At 51.6% G+C, this 18,247-nt stretch carries 19 protein-coding genes; 5 read left to right on the top strand and 14 right to left on the bottom strand.

Annotation, left to right across the window (positions count from 1 at the left end; genetic code table 11):
• The 4 genes from QVO97_RS11685 to QVO97_RS11670 form a co-directional block, all read right to left on the bottom strand.
• A partial coding sequence (locus QVO97_RS11685; protein WP_288189752.1) for a pyridoxal phosphate-dependent aminotransferase occupies window positions 1–686 on the bottom strand: 686 nt, incomplete at its 3' end.
• Between the two features lie 6 nt (window positions 687–692).
• The gene (gene hisG / locus QVO97_RS11680; RefSeq protein ID WP_022360496.1) at window positions 693–1,406 is read right to left on the bottom strand and encodes an ATP phosphoribosyltransferase; all 714 of its coding nucleotides are present in this window, start codon (window positions 1,404–1,406) and stop codon (window positions 693–695) included.
• Window positions 1,400–2,572 carry an ATP phosphoribosyltransferase regulatory subunit gene (locus QVO97_RS11675; RefSeq protein WP_022360495.1) on the bottom strand — a complete coding sequence of 391 codons (1,173 nt, stop codon included), beginning with the start codon at window positions 2,570–2,572 and terminating at the stop codon, window positions 1,400–1,402. The genes hisG and QVO97_RS11675 overlap by 7 nt, the downstream gene beginning before the upstream one ends.
• Before the next feature lie 260 nt (window positions 2,573–2,832).
• Window positions 2,833–3,600, bottom strand: coding sequence for an NAD(P)-binding domain-containing protein (locus QVO97_RS11670; protein WP_022360494.1), 768 nt, complete (start codon window positions 3,598–3,600; stop codon window positions 2,833–2,835).
• 365 nt (window positions 3,601–3,965) lie between these two features.
• Here QVO97_RS11670 and QVO97_RS11665 point away from each other — a divergent pair, with 365 nt between their 5' ends.
• The 5 genes from QVO97_RS11665 to QVO97_RS11645 are packed head-to-tail and all read left to right on the top strand — an operon-like array spanning window position 3,966 to window position 8,995.
• Entirely contained in the window at window positions 3,966–5,306 is a 1,341-nt protein-coding gene (locus QVO97_RS11665) for a TrkH family potassium uptake protein (protein ID WP_022360493.1), read from the top strand.
• Window positions 5,269–5,967, top strand: a complete 699-nt coding sequence (locus QVO97_RS11660) for a potassium channel family protein (protein ID WP_270487840.1) — start codon at window positions 5,269–5,271, stop codon at window positions 5,965–5,967. Before QVO97_RS11665 ends, QVO97_RS11660 begins: the two co-directional genes overlap by 38 nt.
• A 17-nt stretch (window positions 5,968–5,984) precedes the next feature.
• On the top strand, window positions 5,985–6,269 hold the full coding sequence (locus tag QVO97_RS11655) for a hypothetical protein (protein WP_022360491.1): 285 nt from the start codon (window positions 5,985–5,987) through the stop codon (window positions 6,267–6,269).
• Between the two features lie 49 nt (window positions 6,270–6,318).
• Complete coding sequence (locus QVO97_RS11650) at window positions 6,319–8,301, top strand: DUF4118 domain-containing protein (protein ID WP_022360490.1); 1,983 nt, start codon at window positions 6,319–6,321, stop codon at window positions 8,299–8,301.
• Window positions 8,294–8,995 carry a response regulator gene (locus tag QVO97_RS11645; protein WP_022360489.1) on the top strand — a complete coding sequence of 234 codons (702 nt, stop codon included), beginning with the start codon at window positions 8,294–8,296 and terminating at the stop codon, window positions 8,993–8,995. Before QVO97_RS11650 ends, QVO97_RS11645 begins: the two co-directional genes overlap by 8 nt.
• A gap of 176 nt (window positions 8,996–9,171) precedes the next feature.
• Here QVO97_RS11645 and QVO97_RS11640 read toward each other — a convergent pair whose 3' ends face one another.
• From QVO97_RS11640 to QVO97_RS11595, 10 genes are all read right to left on the bottom strand, one after another.
• On the bottom strand, window positions 9,172–9,660 hold the full coding sequence (locus tag QVO97_RS11640; RefSeq protein WP_022360488.1) for a MogA/MoaB family molybdenum cofactor biosynthesis protein: 489 nt from the start codon (window positions 9,658–9,660) through the stop codon (window positions 9,172–9,174).
• A 29-nt stretch (window positions 9,661–9,689) separates the two neighbouring features.
• Window positions 9,690–10,127 carry an MOSC domain-containing protein gene (locus QVO97_RS11635; protein WP_022360487.1) on the bottom strand — a complete coding sequence of 146 codons (438 nt, stop codon included), beginning with the start codon at window positions 10,125–10,127 and terminating at the stop codon, window positions 9,690–9,692.
• A gap of 126 nt (window positions 10,128–10,253) precedes the next feature.
• Window positions 10,254–11,234, bottom strand: a complete 981-nt coding sequence (gene moaA / locus QVO97_RS11630; protein WP_022360486.1) for a GTP 3',8-cyclase MoaA — start codon at window positions 11,232–11,234, stop codon at window positions 10,254–10,256.
• Window positions 11,231–11,707 (bottom strand): cyclic pyranopterin monophosphate synthase MoaC, encoded by a 477-nt coding sequence (gene moaC / locus QVO97_RS11625; protein WP_022360485.1) that lies wholly within the window; start codon window positions 11,705–11,707, stop codon window positions 11,231–11,233. The genes moaA and moaC overlap by 4 nt, the downstream gene beginning before the upstream one ends.
• Complete coding sequence (locus QVO97_RS11620) at window positions 11,682–12,692, bottom strand: NTP transferase domain-containing protein (RefSeq protein WP_022360484.1); 1,011 nt, start codon at window positions 12,690–12,692, stop codon at window positions 11,682–11,684. The genes moaC and QVO97_RS11620 overlap by 26 nt, the downstream gene beginning before the upstream one ends.
• Window position 12,693: 1 nt before the next feature.
• On the bottom strand, window positions 12,694–13,782 hold the full coding sequence (locus QVO97_RS11615; RefSeq protein WP_022360483.1) for a sulfate/molybdate ABC transporter ATP-binding protein: 1,089 nt from the start codon (window positions 13,780–13,782) through the stop codon (window positions 12,694–12,696).
• Window positions 13,779–14,531 (bottom strand): molybdate ABC transporter permease subunit, encoded by a 753-nt coding sequence (modB, locus tag QVO97_RS11610; RefSeq protein WP_369678425.1) that lies wholly within the window; start codon window positions 14,529–14,531, stop codon window positions 13,779–13,781. Before modB ends, QVO97_RS11615 begins: the two co-directional genes overlap by 4 nt.
• A 288-nt stretch (window positions 14,532–14,819) precedes the next feature.
• Entirely contained in the window at window positions 14,820–15,680 is an 861-nt protein-coding gene (modA, locus tag QVO97_RS11605; RefSeq protein WP_022360481.1) for a molybdate ABC transporter substrate-binding protein, read from the bottom strand.
• A 392-nt stretch (window positions 15,681–16,072) separates the two neighbouring features.
• Window positions 16,073–17,149 carry an XdhC family protein gene (locus QVO97_RS11600; RefSeq protein ID WP_288189751.1) on the bottom strand — a complete coding sequence of 359 codons (1,077 nt, stop codon included), beginning with the start codon at window positions 17,147–17,149 and terminating at the stop codon, window positions 16,073–16,075.
• Between the two features lie 69 nt (window positions 17,150–17,218).
• Window positions 17,219–18,238, bottom strand: coding sequence for a molybdopterin-binding protein (locus QVO97_RS11595; RefSeq protein WP_288189758.1), 1,020 nt, complete (start codon window positions 18,236–18,238; stop codon window positions 17,219–17,221).
• Window positions 18,239–18,247: the final 9 nt, after the last annotated feature.

Here is an 18,247-nt window from a genome sequence, read left to right as displayed (position 1 = left end):
CGCGCGCCGGCTAAGCTGCGGGATTTGGAAAAGGTCTGGATAATCACCAGATTTTCGTATTTCGGAAGCAGTGATACACACGATTCGCCGCCGAAATCCACATACGCCTCATCCACCATCACAACGCGGTCCGGGTTGGACGCCGCTACTTCCTCCATCGCAGAAAGCGGCAGGTTCATGCCTGTCGGGGCGTTTGGATTGGCGATGATCACATTATTTCCGCAATTTTTATACGGTTCGATATTTAAGGTAAAATCTTCCTCCAGCGGAACTACCTTGAACGGGATTCCATAGAGCCCGCAGAGTGCCGGATAAAAGCCATACGTCAGATCCGCGAACTGAAGCGGCGCGTTCTGGTCGCAGAATGCCCGGAATGCAAAACCTAAAATCTCGTCAGAACCATTGCCCGCGATGACCTGGTTTGTTCCCACGCCGTAGTGGTCGGCGATCGCCTCGATGAGGACGCGCTCTTCCGGATCCGAATAAAGGCGTAAATTTGCAAGTTCCAGCGGCATAATTTTAGAAGAATTTTCCTCATACCCCGCCAGAATCGCCTCCGCAACCTTCGGGCTCGGCGGATACGGGCATTCGTTTGTGTTCAGCTTGATAAATTTCCGCCCCTGTGGCTGCTCACCCGGTGTATACGGAAGAAGTGATTCGCTTGCTTTGCTCAAAAAACGGCTCATATCTGCCTACGCCTCCTTTTTATCTTCTGCTGCGGTTTCTTTCTCCGCTTTCTCTTTTGCTTCTTTTTCTTTCTTTTCCTGTTCCTTTTTCTTCTGGTGTGCTTCCACCGCGCCCTTCAGCTTCTCCGCCATCTCGGTGATCTGCTTGTTTTTAAACTCAAAGCTGCTCTTGTTGGCGATGAAACGGGCGCTGATCGGCAGGAACTCTTCCAGCACTTTCAGGTGATTTTCACGGATCGTGCTGCCCGACTCGACAATATCCACGATGACGTCCGAAAGCCCCAGAATCGGCGCCAGCTCAATGCTTCCGTTTAATTTGATAATATCAATATCGCGTCCCAGCTTCGCGTAATGCTCTTTCGCAATATTCGTAAATTTCGTTGCCACGCGCACCGGTCGGTCTTTGTCCTCGACGTAATCCTCTTTTCCAGCCACGCACATCCGGCATTTTCCAAGTCCCAGATCGAGAAGCTCGTATACATCCGGGTTGCTCTCCATCAGAATGTCTTTTCCGACGATTCCGACGTCTGCCGCATGGTGCTCGACGTAGATTGCCACATCACTCGGCTTTACGAGCAGGTAGCGGACACCCGTCTGTGGGTTCTCAAACACCAGTTTTCTATTTTCGTCGTAAATACTCTTGCAGTCATATCCGACCGACGCCAGAAGCTCATACACCTGATCGCCCAGTCTTCCCTTTGGCAGTGCTATGTTTAACATCTCGCGCCCTCCTTTCCATTCTCCTGAAAGGCAGTTTCCCGGTCCTCTTCCAGGGAAAGACGTCCGTCATACCGGTACAGATAGCAGTAACGCAGATCCTCCGGCACAGCTTTCTCCACCCGCACACGCAGTCCCTGACGGCGCAGGCTTTCAACCGCCTGGCACAGGCGCACTACATCGACATCCGGCTCATAGAGTACCAGCGCATCGACATCGTAGCGGATGCTCTTTTCCGGCAGGCGCTCCAGCTCTTTTAAATAGATGGCAAATCCGATCGCATCGGCTTTCTTTCCTAATTTTGCCATCATGCCGTCGTACTGGCCGCCGGAAAGAACCTGGCGTGCCAGACCGTCTAAAAATCCCTGGAAAATAATACCGTTATAATATTCAATGTCATTGATCATCGAGAAGTCCAGCCGCACCTTGTCAAGCTGTCCGCCCAGTCCCATCGCCTCCAAAACCTCATACAGGCGGGATAAAAGTGCAACCGCCTCCTTCATTTTCGGCGTATCCGCGATCGCACCTGCCTCTGCCAGCACCCGCCCAAACTCTCCGTACAGCCCGGAAACCTTCATCAATTTCTCTGTATCGCCCTCCGGCAGTGCCAGATCCACGCACAGTTTTTCCAGCCCGCTGCGGTTTTTCGTCCGGATCAGCCCTAAAATGATATCTTTCTGATCGGCATTGACCGGAAGCTCTTCCATCAGTCCCACCACGAAATCCATGTTGGAAATCTTGAGCACATAGTCCGTCTCAAAATCCGCCAGACTCTTGAGCGCCAGCGCCAGCACCTCCGCGATCACGCAGTCATCCACGCCGCCCATGCACTCCAGTCCCATCTGGCTGATCTCTTTGTAAGTGTGGCTTTCCTTGCTCTCACGGTACACGCTCTCCAGATAATAGACCTTCTCGCACGTATTTTTATCTGCCTTGGTGTTCTTCGCGATGCTCAGCGTCACGTCCGGCTTGAGAGCCATCAAGCGTCCGTCCAGATCCGTAAACGTCGGTACATTTTCGCCTAACAGGAAGCTCTTATTCGCTGCATACAAACTATATTCCTCAAACCGCCCCATCCGGTACTTACGGTATCCATAGCTCTCATAAAGACCTCTCAGGCGAAGCGTCGCCGCCTCCGCCCTCCGAAGGCTCTGAATCTCTAAATTCATGCTCTATCTCCTCTCAACTGCCGCCGCAACCGCCCCGCCTCAACAAAATCTGCCGGACAATCACCCGCTCGTCTATATCCTGCCGTTATAGCTCCCATCACTTTTATTTATCTTGCTATCATGGTAGCGTGCTAAAGTATTTTCTATATACTATCATTCCTTCTTAAAAAAAGCAACTACTTTTTTAGAATACTCACACTTTATTAAAAGAAAAACTCGGGGCGTGAGAAATGTGCGCCCCGAGTTTTTCCACCTCGACTCTATTCTTTTATAACCTTCTCCAAAATCGGCCCCAGAATCTCCGTCCAAGGCGTATACGCATCCTTTTCCTCCAGATGCGTCAGCGCCATCCAGTTCAGTCCTCCCGGTGTCATTTCTCTGGCAAGGTCTTCCAGATCCCCGTCCCACGTCGCTGCCTTGCGGGACAGCGCCCCAGTAAATTCGGTGATGTATGCCCGTGCGGATGGCTCATCCAGCCCGTTTCTCTCACACCACTGGATAATGACGGTCAGAAGCATATAGTAAGCGCTCATTAGGCCCGTCGTGCTCCTAAGGATCGCGATCTGCTTCGGCGTATCGACCGGAACCGGCTTGCCGACGTGACTCATCAGATCGACTACCTCCGGGATATCCGGGTAAATCACCACCGGTCCGAAGCGGTTCGCCGCGAAGGTCAGAGGCACAACATCCGCCAGAATCTCTCTCGATCCAAACATTTCCTCGATGCGCTTTAAGCTCAGCGTTGCAACCAGATTGATAAACTTCTTCTCCGGTCCGATATGAAGCGGTTTTAAGATATCTTCCGCCGCCTTCGGAAGGAGCGCCGCAAAGACCCAGTCCGACCGGTCCACAACTTCCTGGTTATCCGCCGCGACCGACACGATCTCCGGGTATTTCTCATGCAGCATCTGCGCCCGTTCTTTATTTCTCGGCGATACAACGATCTGCAGATTCTCCATTCCGCTCTCGCAGAATCCAGTCACGACGGACGTCGTAATGATTCCCGTCCCAATAAATCCCAGTTTCATAAACTTCTATCCTCTCTTTCTCCTCTCCGTTTACCCGAAATTTTTCCAGACGATTCCGGGCGAACTTTTCTGATAGTTACTCCCCCGATTTTATTCACATACACAGTATACAACCAAAAACACATATTTTCCAGCATCCTACTCATATCTCGGCACACTTTTCCGGGTTTTCATCGTAATTCCTTCCTCAACCTTCGCAGCCCACTTCCGCAAATAAAGCGATTGAAATAAACCATCTTGCCCAATCTGCACAAGCAATCTCCTCATCTTTATTCAATCTTAATACATCGTTAAATCTCCCTTATCCGCTCTTAAAATCTCCAGCTGTATAATATGAACCATCACAGAAATAAGGAGCTGCCTTTATGCCGGAAGAGATTACTCGACGAAAGCGCCGTCTTTCGTCTTTTCAAATTATCACATTGGGTTTTGCCGGGGTCATTCTACTCGGAGCGCTACTGCTGATGCTGCCGATCTCCACGACTGGAGAGAATGTAACTCCATTCAATGAAACGCTGTTTACTGCGACCTCTGCCGTCTGCGTGACAGGGCTTGTAGTACAGGATACAGGCAGCTACTGGTCAACCTTTGGGCAGGCGGTTATTCTGGCACTGATCCAAATTGGTGGTCTTGGTGTCGTAACCGTAGCAGCATCGTTTGCGCTGTTGTCCGGGCGAAAAATTTCTCTGATGCAGCGCAGCACCATGCAGGATGCAATTTCAGCACCAAAGGTCGGCGGAATCGTCCGTCTGACACGCTTCATCCTGCGAGGGACGTTTCTGATTGAGCTGCTGGGAGCGCTTGCTGTGCTGCCGGTATTCTGCCGGGACTATGGATGGCGCGGCATCTGGATGGCGGTATTTCATTCCATATCCGCTTTTTGCAACGCCGGGTTTGACATTCTTGGGACAGAAAGCAACCGCTATCCATCTCTTACCGGCTACGCGGACAGCCCGGTAATCAATATCACGATTATGCTGCTGATCGTGATCGGCGGTATTGGATTTCTGACGTGGGATGACATCTTTGAAAACAAGTGGCGGTTTCATCGCTACCGAATGCAGAGCAAGGTGATTCTGGTCACGACAGGTTTTTTAATTTTTCTGCCTGCTATGTTTTTCTTCTTTTCAGACTTTTCCGCGCTTCCCGCCGGAAACCGGCTGCTGGCATCCTTTTTTCAGTCTGTCACGCCGAGGACAGCGGGCTTCAACACGGTAAATCTTTCCACGATGTCCGGTGCATCACAGGGCGTAATAATCCTTTTGATGCTGATCGGCGGTTCTCCAGGTTCTACAGCAGGCGGCATGAAAACAACAACACTGGCGGTTCTGCTTGCCAATGCCACTGCAACCTTCCGCCAGCGCGATAGTGCCCAATTTTTCGGACGCAGAGTCGATTGCAGCGCCATCAAGACCGCCGCGACCATTCTGACGATGTACTTGATGCTGTTCTTTAGCGGTGCTGTCTTTATCAGCGCATATGAGAATCTTCCGCTGTCTGCCTGCCTGTATGAAACGGCATCGGCGGTCGGGACAGTGGGATTGACACTTGGTATTACACCGCAGCTGCACATTCCATCGCAAATGGTGCTGATCACGCTCATGTATCTGGGCAGAGTCGGCGGTCTTACCCTCATTTATGCGACATTTTCCAGCAAAAAAGCAGGGAATGCAAAGCTGCCGCAGGAAAAAATCACGATTGGATAAGGAGACTTTTCACATGAAAAACATTCTATTGATTGGCACAGGTCGCTTCGGGCGGCATATCGCAGTACAGCTTTCTCAGCTGGGGCATCAGGTCATGGCGGTCGATACAAACGAGGAACGAATCAATGATGTGCTGCCATATGTCACCAACGCACAAATTGGCGACAGTACAAACGCGGAGTTTCTTCGCTCTCTTGGCATCGGAAATTTTGATGTCTGCATCGTGACCATCAGCGGGAACTTTCAGAACTCGCTGGAAACCACCTCGCTGCTGAAAGAGCTGGGGGCGAAGTGCGTGGTGTCGCGTGCCGAGCGTGATGTGCAGGCAAAGTTTCTGCTTCGCAACGGTGCCGACCAGGTAGTCTACCCGGAAAAACAGGTGGCAAAATGGGCAGCGATCCGATACACTGCCGACCATATTTTCGACTACATAGAGATCGACGAGCAGCACGCCATTTTTGAAGTAGAAGTTCCGGCAGGGTGGATCGGCAAAAGTGTTGGTGAACTGGATATTCGCAGAAAGTATGGCATTAACATTCTCGGCATCAAACATTCAGGAAAAATCGACGCTTCCATTACGCCGGATACGGTGCTGTCCGGGGAAATAACGATTTTAGCGTTGGGCGAATACAAAGCGCTGCAAAAGTGCTTCCGAATCTGAATGGACGGTGAGGGTATATGGAAGATAGCGTTTTGATCGCTGGGACGGCGCTAATGTTCCTGTTCGGCTGGTTTTTGATGAAACGGCTGGATCGCTTTCTGGACGAAAATCAGAAGCGCATCAAAGAATCGTCTGAACAACAGCAGGCTGAACCGTGCGTGCATCTAGTCGGAAATATTTCTCCTGACGAACTTGAGGAAACATTTTCTCAGTTTCGCAATAGTCATGCCCATGTAGAAATCGTGATCTATGATTCAGAGCAAATTTCTTTTCCGGACAACAAATCCGATTGGGCGCAGTAGAAACCTCCACATTTTGGTGCTATAATATTGTTTAAGAGGGGGTGAAAATGTGCAGAATAAAGGAAGCGAAATACCAAAAGAACATATTCTTGTGTGCCTGTCCTCGTCTCCATCCAATGAACGCATTGTACGAATGGCGGGGAAAATGGCACAGGCATTTTGCGCCAGTCTTACCGCACTCTACGTGCAGACCCCCGGAGACGCTGATATGAACGCGGAAGATACCGTCCGTTTGCAGGCGAATATGCGTCTGGGGCAGCAGCTTGGCGCAGAAATTGTCACAACGCATGGTGAAGATGTGGCGACACAGATCGCGGAATATGTGCGGCTCTCTGATGTGACCAAAATTGTGATTGGGCGAAGCGGCGTACAGCGGCGGCATTTCTGGAGCGAATCGACGCTGACAGAACAGCTCATTACGCTTGCACCGGAGGTAGATATTTATATTATTCCGGATGTGGAAGCCTATAAGAACTGCCGCAGAAATCAGCCGCTTACTATCCGCCCAGCGTTTCCGACCGCCCGGGAACTACTTCTGACCATCGGAATTCTGGCAGCTACGACGGTCATCGGATGGATCTTTCTGCGGCTCAGCTTTGCAAATGACAATATCATCATGGTTTACCTGCTGGGTGTGCTTCTGACTTCCACTTTTACCAGCGGATATACCTGCGGTGTGCTGTCCGCTTTTTTGAGTGTCCTCCTGTTCAATTATTTTCTGACGGAGCCCCGGCTGTCTTTGGCAGCCTATGGCAGCAAATACCCAATAACCTTTGCCGTCATGTTCGCAGCTGCACTTTTGACAAGTACACTTGCGGCCAAGCTCAAAGCCCACGCACAGCTATCCGCACGGGACGCTTATCGCACGAAGCTCCTTTTTGATATGAACATGCAGCTCCAAAAGGCGGAAACGCCGGAGGAGGTCTATCGGATGACCGCGACACAGATACAAAAGCTCATGCAGCGAGATGTTCTGATTTACCCGACACAGGGCAGCGCTCTGCTGGATGGGAACATTTATCCGGCTGACGGAAGTAGCCCATACAGTATCCCAGATACCGACCGGGAACAGAACGTGGTTCAATGGGTCTGGCAAAACCGCAAGCGCGCCGGAGCAACGACGCAAAACTTTCCAAAGGCAAAACGGCTGTATCTTGCCATCCGTACCGGGCAGCAGATTTACGGTGTTGTCGGGATTCCGATGGAGAAGCAAACGCAGCCTGACGCATTTACATCCAGCGTTCTGTTCTCCATCCTCGGCGAGTGCTCTCTGGCGCTGGATAACCTGCGAAATGCCAGAGAAAAGGAAGAAGCTGCCGTTCTTGCAAAGAACGAACAGCTTCGCGCCAATCTTTTGCGTTCGATTTCTCATGATCTCAGAACACCACTGACCTCTATTTCCGGCAACGCAGATACGCTGCTGCACAGCTATGACGTGTTGGATGAGCAGACACGGAAACAGATTTTTACGGACATTTATGACGATGCACAATGGCTGACGGGACTGGTTGAGAACTTGCTTTCCATTACGAAAATTGTAGACGGCAGCGTAAAGCTGCGCCTTTCTGATCAGGTCGTGGATGACATCATATCGGAAGCACTCAGGCATATTGACCGAAGAGCGGCAGAACATCACATCGCAGTAGATTGCGGAGACGTACTGTTGCTGGCACGGATGGACGCAGGACTCATCATGCAGGTGCTCATCAATCTGGTGAATAACGCAGTCAAATATACTCCAGTTGGCTCGAACATCTGGATCACGGCAATCCCGCGAGAAAATATGGCTGAAATATGTGTCAGCGATAACGGTCCCGGTATTCCGAATGAACTGAAGGAACGTGTTTTTGAAATGTTCTTTACTGGGGGCAATCCAATTGGCGACAGCCGCCGAAGTCTTGGACTAGGACTTACGCTCTGTCAAACTATTGTTCATGCACATCATGGTGAAATGACGTTGAAAGACAATTCGCCGCATGGCTGCATCTTTTCCTTTACAATACCACTTAGTGAGGTGAACTTAAATGAATAAGCCGCTCATCCTCGTTGTAGAAGATGATACCCCGGTGCGAAATTTAATAACGATGACACTAAAAACTCACGAATATAGGTATCTTTCGGCGCAAAACGGCGCAAGTGCCGTGATGGAAGCGCTGTCTCACAACCCGGACATTGTACTGCTTGATCTGGGGCTGCCGGATATGGACGGCGTAGAAGTCATCCAAAAAATCCGGTCGTGGTCGAATATGCCGATCATTGTGATCAGCGCCAGAACAGAGGATTCCGATAAAATCGGGGCGCTGGATGCTGGGGCGGATGATTATCTAACGAAGCCTTTTTCCGTGGACGAACTGTTGGCACGACTGCGGGTGACGCAGCGGAGACTGTCGATGATGAAAACAGACTCCGTGCAGGATTCTCCGATTTTTACGAATGGTGCGCTGAAAATCGACTATGCGGCAGGCTGCGCATATCTTGACGGCACAGAGCTACACCTGACACCCATCGAATACAAGTTGCTGTGCCTGCTCTCCAAAAATGTTGGTAAGGTTCTGACACACACCTATATCACGCAGCAGATTTGGGGCAGCAGTTGGGAAAACGATATCGCTTCTCTGCGGGTGTTCATGGCAACCCTGCGCAAAAAGCTGGAACGCGGAAAAGACGGGCAGCAATACATACAAACACACATCGGAATCGGCTATCGGATGCTCCGCATCGAGTAAGTAATTCCTGAACTGAACATTCATGACTAAATGGAGTAGATTTCTTGTGGTCATTCCATTCAGCCACAAATGAGCTGACCATCGTTGAAATAGCGAGGACTTGAAAGTCCTCGCTATTAGCATACATCGTTTTATATATTATATCTGTTTTTCCATCTTCGTTTTTGCTGCTTTCCCTACTTTCTAGCACATTCCCCATCAAGCCCCAAAAGGATTTTTAATCCATGATCCAGTTGCGGCAGAATGTATTCCAGACACTCCTGCACCGCCTTCGGACTGCCCGGCAGGTTGACGATCAGCGTGCGTTTGCGGATTCCGCTTGCCGCTCGACTTAACATCGTCCGCTTTGTAAATTGTAAGCTGTATGCCCGCATCGCCTCCGGGATACCCGGAACCATCCGTTCCGCGACCGCCAGCGTCGCCTCCGGCATCACGTCGCGCGGAGAAAATCCCGTTCCGCCCGTTGTTAAGAGCAGATCGGCCTTTCCCTCATCGCAGATCTCCTTCATCGCCTCTTCCAACATCGCCTGGTCGTCCGGCAGCACCTTCTGCCAGACCACCTCATAACCAGCCTCTCTCACCATTTCTGCGATTACCGGACCACTCACGTCCTCCCGTTTTCCCGCGTACCCGGAGTCACTGGATGTAATAATTGCTGCTCTCATTGGTTTCCCACCTCTCTTTGATCTCTTTCCTACGCTTCTTCCAGAATCTCCAGATTATCTCCCTCTTTGATCACGCCGCCGTGCAGCACCTTTGTAAATACGCCCTCGCGCGGCATGATACAATCGCCCATCGCCTGGAAGATAGCGCATCCATGGTGGCATTCTTTTCCGATCTGTGTCAATTCCAGCACGACGTCGTTGCATTTAAATTTTGTCCCGATCGGGAGCGTCTTGAAATCGATTCCTTCCACGACCAGATTTTCACCGAACGCGCCGTCCTCGACTTTCGCACCACGCGCGCGGAATTCCTGAATCCGGTCATATGAAAGAAGGCTGACCTGACGGTGCCATTTGCCCGCATGGGCGTCACCCTCGATTCCATAGTCCTCGATAAGACAGACCTGATGGACATTTTTCTTCTGAACACCTTTGATTTCACTGGTACACGTTGCGATTACTTTTCCCATGATTGTTTCCCCTTTTCTTTATCCATAAATTTTCCGATTTCATATTTCATATACGATATTTCACTTGTAACATTCCGCCGGCTCACACTTTCACCGCAGAAACCATAATCCTCACAAACACCCTGCTTATCCGCCTATCTGGGACATTCCCCGGTGTTCCCGATCCGTAAATTCCGTCTTTTTCTCAAAATTATGTCCCTTCGGCTTTTCCGCAAGCGCCTGTCCGATCGCCCGGCGCAGGTCTTCATCGGTACCGCCGCCACGCAGAATGGTCTTTAATTCTACCCCATTGTCATACTGGAGACAGGTCTTTAAGAATCCTTCTGAGGTTAGCCGGATCCGGTTGCATTCGGAACAGAATTTATGGCTGACCGCGCTGATAAAACCGATCCGCCCCTGAAAGCCAGGGACTGCGAAATAATGGCACGGACCATTTCCTGCCACGTCCCCGCACGGGGTAAAGGTTCCAAATGCCTCTTCCATCGCATGCTTCAACGCATCTTCTTTCACAAAGGCAAACTGCGTTCCCATGCCGATCGGCATCATTTCGATGAAACGCACGTGCACGTTATGGTTTTTCGCCAGTTCCGCCACCTCTAAAAGCTTTTGCTCCTCGATCCCAAGCACCGGCACACAATTTATCTTGATCTGCATCCTGCCTTTCTGGATAGCCGTCCGAAGGCCGCGTCTGACCGCTTCGATCTCATCCCGGCGTGTGAGCTGCCGGTACACCGACGCATCCAGCGTATCCAGGCTGATCGTGACTGAATCAACCCCCGCGTCCGCCAGCGCATCGTACATTTCTTCTAATAAAACACCGTTCGTCGTGATCGTCAGGCTCTTGATTCCCGGAATCCGTTTTAACGCTGCTGCTAACTCCGGCAGTCTCCGGCGCACCAGCGGTTCGCCTCCGGTCAGCTTGATTTTCTGAATGCCGTTCTCTGCCAGAATCTGACAGACCCTCTCGATCTCACCAAACCGCAGGATCTCTTCATGGGAAATGCTGCCGACGCCTTCCTCCGGCATACAGTACACACAGCGCAGGTTGCATCGATCGGTCACGGAGATCCGGACGTAGTCGATCGTTCTGCCGTATCCGTCTATCATCGCACAAATTCCCCGCTCTTTCCTCCCGATTTTGCATCGAGATGTATCTCTCCGATCTCCATCCGCTTGTCGATCGCCTTGCACATATCATAAATGGTCAGAAGCGCCACGCTGACGCCGGTCAGCGCCTCCATCTCGACGCCGGTCTTTCCTTCCAGCTTAGCAGTACAAAGTGCCTTGATCGTCAGTTCTTTTTCATCCACCTCAAAATCCACGCTGCATTTCGTGATGAGAAGTGTGTGGCACATCGGGATCAGGTGTGCGGTCTGCTTCACCGCCATGATTCCCGCCACACGCGCCACCCCCAACACATCGCCCTTGGCAACCGTTCCCTCCAGAACCGCCTTCATGACAGCTTCATTGACGTGAATCTTGCCGGATGCCGTCGCCGTCCGGCTGGTAATCTTCTTTTCCGTTACATCTACCATGATCGCATTTCCCTTTTCATCAAAATGCGTTAATTTCTCTTCCATCTGTATCCTCCTTTTCCTCTTCTTCCGGCTCCAGAAAGATTTTCTCAAACGCTGCTTCTGCTGCCGCCTGCACTGCTGCTTCCATCCGGCGGAATTTTTCTAAAAACGCCTTTCCCTCCGGCGTCAGCACAGAAAATCCGCCCTTGCTTCCGCCCGTCTGGCGCTCTAAAAACTGGATTCCCAGCTGCGCCTCTGCGATCTTGAGCATTTTCCAGCCCTTGCTATAGGAAATATCCCGGATCTGACAGGCACCGAGCATTGAACCGCTCTCAGCAACTGCCTCCAGAAAATCCGCCGTCAGCGCGCTGAAGCATTCTTCCTCGCGGCTCAGCGAAATCGACGCCTGAAATGCCAGCTCCCCGCGCTTCTGCCTGTCTTTTTCGTAGGCAAGCAGCGATTCATAGTCCATTTTCGTGTTGGTGTCCAGTAAAACACCCGGATCTTCAACCTCGATCTCCCGGACACCTTCGCCCCACGCATCCATTGCGCCGCGGAGTCCTTTTCCGCCCCGGTACGTTAAGATATGTCCAAACACTTCCTTCGACAGCATGACCGGGTGTCCTTTTTTCCCCTGACAGACCGGTACTGCCATGCTTCCGGGCGCCTGCGCCATCTTCTCGATTGTGTCCGCCGTGATCATCGGCACGTCGGCAGGGAACAACAGCACCCGATCGGCTTTTTTCTGGATATGGCGCAGTCCCATACAGATTGAGCCGTACATCTGCGATGTCTCATACCGCTTGTTTCGGATACAGACCGCACCGCGGTGTGAAATATGACGTTCCAGCACATCTGCCTGATACCCGGTCACGACGACGATCGGCGAGATCCCCGCCTGCCGGATCGTGTCGATCTCCCTCTGTATCATCGTGGTCTGCCCCATCCGGAGCATCGGCTTTAATTCTTCCATGTGCGCCGACCGCCCTGCCGCCAGGATAATCGCGCCTGTTTTCCCATCTGCCATACATATCCCCTTTTCTATCATTCTAACCTTCTTTTAAAAGCATGATATCTCCCGGTGCAATTCCCAGCCGGACGCGGTCTCCGCGCTGATACTGGTTTAGTGAATCACTCTGCTTATAGTCTACCTTCCACCAGATCACCTCGCGTTCCAGTGCATTTTCTTTGTCACCCGCTGCCCCTGCATTTTCCACCGGACGCAGCAAAACATCCCACTCAAATGGCTGGCAGAGTGTGTCCCCCCACTCGCACGTAAATTCATTCGCACTGCCGCGCGCTGGGTAAAACTGGTGCGCCCGGATGCCGATATAGGCATGCTCCGCGGCAACCGCTTCTTCGGTCTGAAACGTGAGTCCCCAGTCGAGCGCCTCCACCTCATATTCGCCGATCCGCCGGATCCGGCTGAAGTTTTTACAGCCTGTCAAGCGTGCCGCAGTGACATTTTCCGGTTTCTGGAAAATCGCCCGCGTCTCTCCCTTCATCGCCACCTGTCCGCGGTTTAAGATGATGCTCTTCTCGCAGAACCGATAGACCTCGTCCCGGCTGTGGCTGACCATCAGCACATCGCCCGTGTACCCGCGGAGTACCTCGCGCACCTGGAACTGCAGTTGTTCCTTCAGATAATAATCAAGCGCCGAAAATGGTTCATCCAGCATGATCACATCCGGCTCATAGACGAGAATGCGCGCCAGCGCCACACGCTGCTGCTGTCCGCCGGAAAGCTGGGACGGATACCTTTTTTCAAGCCCTTCTAATTTAAAGAGACGGATCATGCGGGCAACTGCCTCCTGTTTTTCCTCCTTGCTGCCCGAAAGCCCCGCTGCAATGTTGGTTTCTACGGTCATATTCGGAAACAATGCATAATTTTGGAATAAATAACCGACTTTCCGCTTCTGCGGCGGCAGGTTGATGTGCTTTTCCGAATCAAAGAGCACCCTGCCGTTTAACACGATCCGCCCTTCGTCCGGCGTCTCAATTCCGGCGATACACTTGAGCGTCATGCTCTTGCCGCTTCCGGAAGCGCCGAGAATGCTCATGACGCCGCCATCGGTGTTAAGCGATACGTCCAGCGAAAAGCCGGAAAATCTCTTTTTGATTGCCGCCTGCAGGCTCATCGCGCGCCTCCCTTCTGTGCATCCGCTTCCCTGTCCGCAAACAGTTCCACCGAAACCTTTGCATCCTGACCGCCCGCTTCCACACTGTTATCTTTCTTTTTATGATTGCTGCGTCCGCGCATATCCCGCCGCGACAGCACATTCATCAGCACGACGACCAGGAAGGAAATCACCACGATGATCCACACATACTGGTATGCCATCGACATTTTTCCAGCCGCCACCTGTGAATAGATGGCAAGCGGCAGTGTCTGCGTCTTTCCGGCGATATTGCCCGCCAGCATCGCGGTCGCACCGAACTCGCCCAGTCCTCTCGCAAAGGCAAGGATCGCGCCGCTGAGGACGCCCGGCATCGCCGACGGCAGAATCACCTTCCAGAAAATGCGGCTTTCGGAAAATCCCAGCGTCCGAGCCGCATAGATAAGCGTCACATCGACCTGTTCAAACGCGCCGCGCGCTGCCCGGTACATAAGCGGAAATGAGATCGCCACCGCCGCGATCACCGTTGCCGCCCATGAAAATACAATCTTGACGCCAAACAATTCCAGAAACAGCTGTCCGAGCGGTCGTTTTACACCGAAAATCATCAGCAGGAAGAAGCCTGCTACCGTCGGCGGCAGGACCATCGGAAGCGTCAGGATGCCGTCCAGCACCATTTTCACTTTCTCAGAGCGTGCCGATACCACCAGCCGCGCCATCCAGACTCCCAGAAAAAACGTAATAATGATCGACAGCGTTGCTGTTTTCATCGATATCCATATCGGAGACCAGTCCATCTTTCTTCCACCTTTCCTGTGAATCAAGTCGAACGTCCGTGAGACCCAACTCCCACTGAGACAAATTTGCTATTACTCACCACCTGAAGAGGTGGGAGTCTTCTCGACTGAGATAAAAACTGCCGCAGAACACCTGGTTTTCAACGGACCCTGCATTCTGCGGCGGATTTTATTCCATACATGGTTCACTGTCTGTCCTTCGCCGTCCTGTTTTCTGTCCACACAGTCGGCTGCATATCCCAGACAGCCATCGCTCCCGGCTTATTTATTTGCTGTGAAGCCATACTCCGCAAAGAAGGAGAGCGCATCATCGGTTCCCAGATAATCTACAAACTTCTGTGCTGCATCTTTCTTTATGCTTGCGCTTACAACGCCAACCGGATAGATAACCTTCGATACGCTTCCTTCCGGTGCATATCCGATAACCTTTACCTGGTCAAACTGATCGCTGGTGGTTGCATCGGTCAGGTATACGATACCTGCATCAGCGCTTCCGGCTGCTACCCAGCTTAAAACCTCGGTTACGTTGGTACCAAAACTTGCCTTAGCCTCTACATCATCCCACATACCCAGGTTCTCAAATGCTTCCTTGGAGTACTGTCCAACCGGAACACTCTCCGGATCGCCAAGTGCAATCTTCTCTGCCTTTGTGATATCCTCAAAACCGGTAATTTCCAGTGTGGAATCCTTCGGAACAATCAGGGCGATCTTATTTTCCAGAAGCTCTACGACAGAATCTGCATCAACCAGTCCCTCGTCCTCCAGCGCGTTCATCTGCTTCATCGCTGCGGAGAAGAATACGTCTGCATCTGCGCCCTCTTCGATCTGGGTCTGCAGCTTTCCTGAACTGTCAAAGGTAAAACTCAGCTTGATGTCCGGATTCTCTTTCTCAAATGCCGGCTGAATCTTGTCTTCCATAACGTACTGAAGGCTGGCTGCTGCCGCTACCAGAATCTCCTGCTGGTCGCCGGTTGCCTCTGCTTCTGCTTCGGTCTCTTCTGTCTCAGCTGCCTCTGCCTCCGTTTCCGGTGCTGCTGTCTCAGCCGGTTTGCTGGATGAACATGCGGTCAGGGATGCTGCCGCCATCGCTGCTGCCAATACGAGTGCCCACGTTTTTCTCATATCTTGGTTCCTCCCTCATTTCACACACACGCTTCCGGCGTCCTCCCCGTTCCAATTTCTCACACCGTAACAATGTGTTTTTTACTCTTCCGTTATTTTCGGAAAATTATAATGATATTTACTAACCAAATAGTAGCACGTAGCACTTTTTTTGTCAATCTTTACTATGATTCTTATTCAACGTTCGAGCTCGTTATATACATTCAAAAATAACGAGTCGTTTTTCTGCATCCGCCCTTTATTTCCATGAATTATTTCGTTTTTCTTTTCAAACCCTTTCGTCTATTTTCATGAAATTATTACAATAATTTTTCATATATTTTGTTTTTATCTTTTAATTTTTCATGTATTTGAAACTGCTTTTATTCAAATACGCCGCCGTTTCGGTTTCCTTACCGGTCACACGGTTCCCGATCCGTGGCAAAGTCTTCCACCAGCACATCCATAATGCCGCCGCAGACCATTCCTTCATCTTCCGCCGCCTCGCCGGTCAGATCCACATGAACTACTTTGTACCTGCCGCTTCCGATCAGGGAACGCGCCTCGCCCAGCACTGCCGCCTCGCTGCAGCCACCGCCGATGCTGCCGAGAATCCGTCCGTCCCGGTAGACGATCATCTTCGCACCTGCCCCGCGCGGGGAGGATCCCTTTGATTCAATCACCGTGACCACTGCTTTCGGCTCATTCGGCTCCTCTGCCAGGCGTTTCAGCACATCAAAATCCAGATCGGAACGGTTTTTCACACGTTTGTCTTCCCGATCCATGCGCTTTACCTGTATGATCTCCGCCAGAATCGAGATCGCGATCTCCTCCGGTGTCACACCGCCGATCTTTAAACCGATCGGGCTCTTTAAACGGCTCATCCGCTCCGGAGCATAGCCTTCTTCCAGAAGCTCCTGTTTCACAATGCCGACGCGGCGTCTCGAACCGATCATGCCGAGATATGCCGGCTCTTTTCCTTTTCCAATCATCCGCAGGCAGTCCGCATCGTGGCGGTGTCCGCGCGTGACGATACAGATATAGTCACTCTCCTGAATCTTGAGTTCTTCAATTGCATGTCCAAAGTCATCACAGATCACCTTCTCCACCATCGGGAAACGTCCCGGATTCGCGAAGGAAAGACGGTCGTCCACCACAGTTACCAGGAATCCGACGCGCGCGCCAAATTCTGCCACCGGAAGAGCCACATGGCCACCTCCGAGAATAATCAGGCGCTCTTTCGGGAAAAATGGTTCCGCCACATTCCAACTGCTTCCGGCGCGCCCACAGACCGGCTGCCCCTGTGTCAGGGCTTCTTTTCCAATCTCCGATGCCTCTGCGCCTTCTTTCAGTTCACAGCGCATATCTGCTAGATTTCCCTCTTCTCCCACAAAGCTTCTCTCGAGCGCCAGACACGGCGTCCCCTCCAGTTTTTTCAGAATCTCCCCATACAGATTCATATCACGCACTTCCTCTCTTTTATACTGCATGAGCCATCCATTTCTCATTTCGCAGTTGTGCCATCGTGGTTGCTGCCTCATCGCCTCTCTCTGGCTCGATTATTTACCAAAACCGCAGTTCGGGAAAATACAGGTTGGACAATTTAAGCACAGACCACCTGCGCCCATTTTCGCCAGATCCGCTTTTGTCACTGGCACATCTGCCATCACACGCGGCAGCACCAGATCAAAGATGGTCCTCTTCGCATACATCACGCAGCCCGGAAGTCCCATGATCGGCTTTCCGTCCTTCGTATATGCCAGCAAGAACATCGCTCCCGGAAGTACCGGCGCGCCGTAGGAGACAACCTCCGCCCCAGTCTGCTTGATCGCGCTCGGTGTCGTATCATCCGGATCGACGCTCATGCCGCCGGTACAGACAACAAAATCGGCGCCCTGATCCAGCCATTCCTGAATTGCCTCCGTGATTTTATCCGGATTGTCCCCTATAATCTTCTGTCCCAGAACTTCCACACCAAATTCCTGAAGCTTTTCCCGGATGACCGGGCCAAATTTATCCTCAATCCGTCCATAGAACACTTCATTTCCGGTCGTCACAATGCCCGCTTTCTTATTTTTATACGGAAGCAGCTTTAACAGCGGCTCTGAACCTGCTGCCTTCTTCGCCTCTTCCATTTTTTCTTTTTCAATTACCAGCGGGATCACACGGGTTCCGGCTAACTTATCACCTTTTTTTACCGGGAAATTCGTCCGGCGGGTCGCGATCATCATCTCCGGCAGGCTGTTGACCTTTAAGAGGCGTTCTTCATCGACCTGAAACAGACCGTCCAACTCCGCAATCAGCTCAATCTTGCCTTCCTTCGGATCGGTTGCACGCATATACTCATTCTGGCAGATGCCGCGCAGAATGTCCGCCGCCTCGTCCTCATGATATTTTGTATCGTCCTTTTCCCAGACATAAATATGATCTTTTCCAATCGAAAGCAGTACCGGGATGTCCTCCTCACGCACGATATGTCCCTTGCGGAATACGGCGTCCTTCGTCACGTCCGGAATAATCTGCGTCATGTCATGGCAGAGTACCTGTCCGACTGCCTCAGTTGTTTTCATTAATTTCATAGAATTTTC

It is taken from the genome of Clostridium sp. CAG:43 (assembly GCF_000434655.1).
In the GTDB taxonomy this organism is placed as follows: Bacteria; Bacillota; Clostridia; order Lachnospirales; family Lachnospiraceae; genus Otoolea; species Otoolea fessa.
The sequence above is the reverse complement of the archived record's forward strand: the minus strand, read 5'-3'. Positions and strand labels throughout refer to the sequence as shown.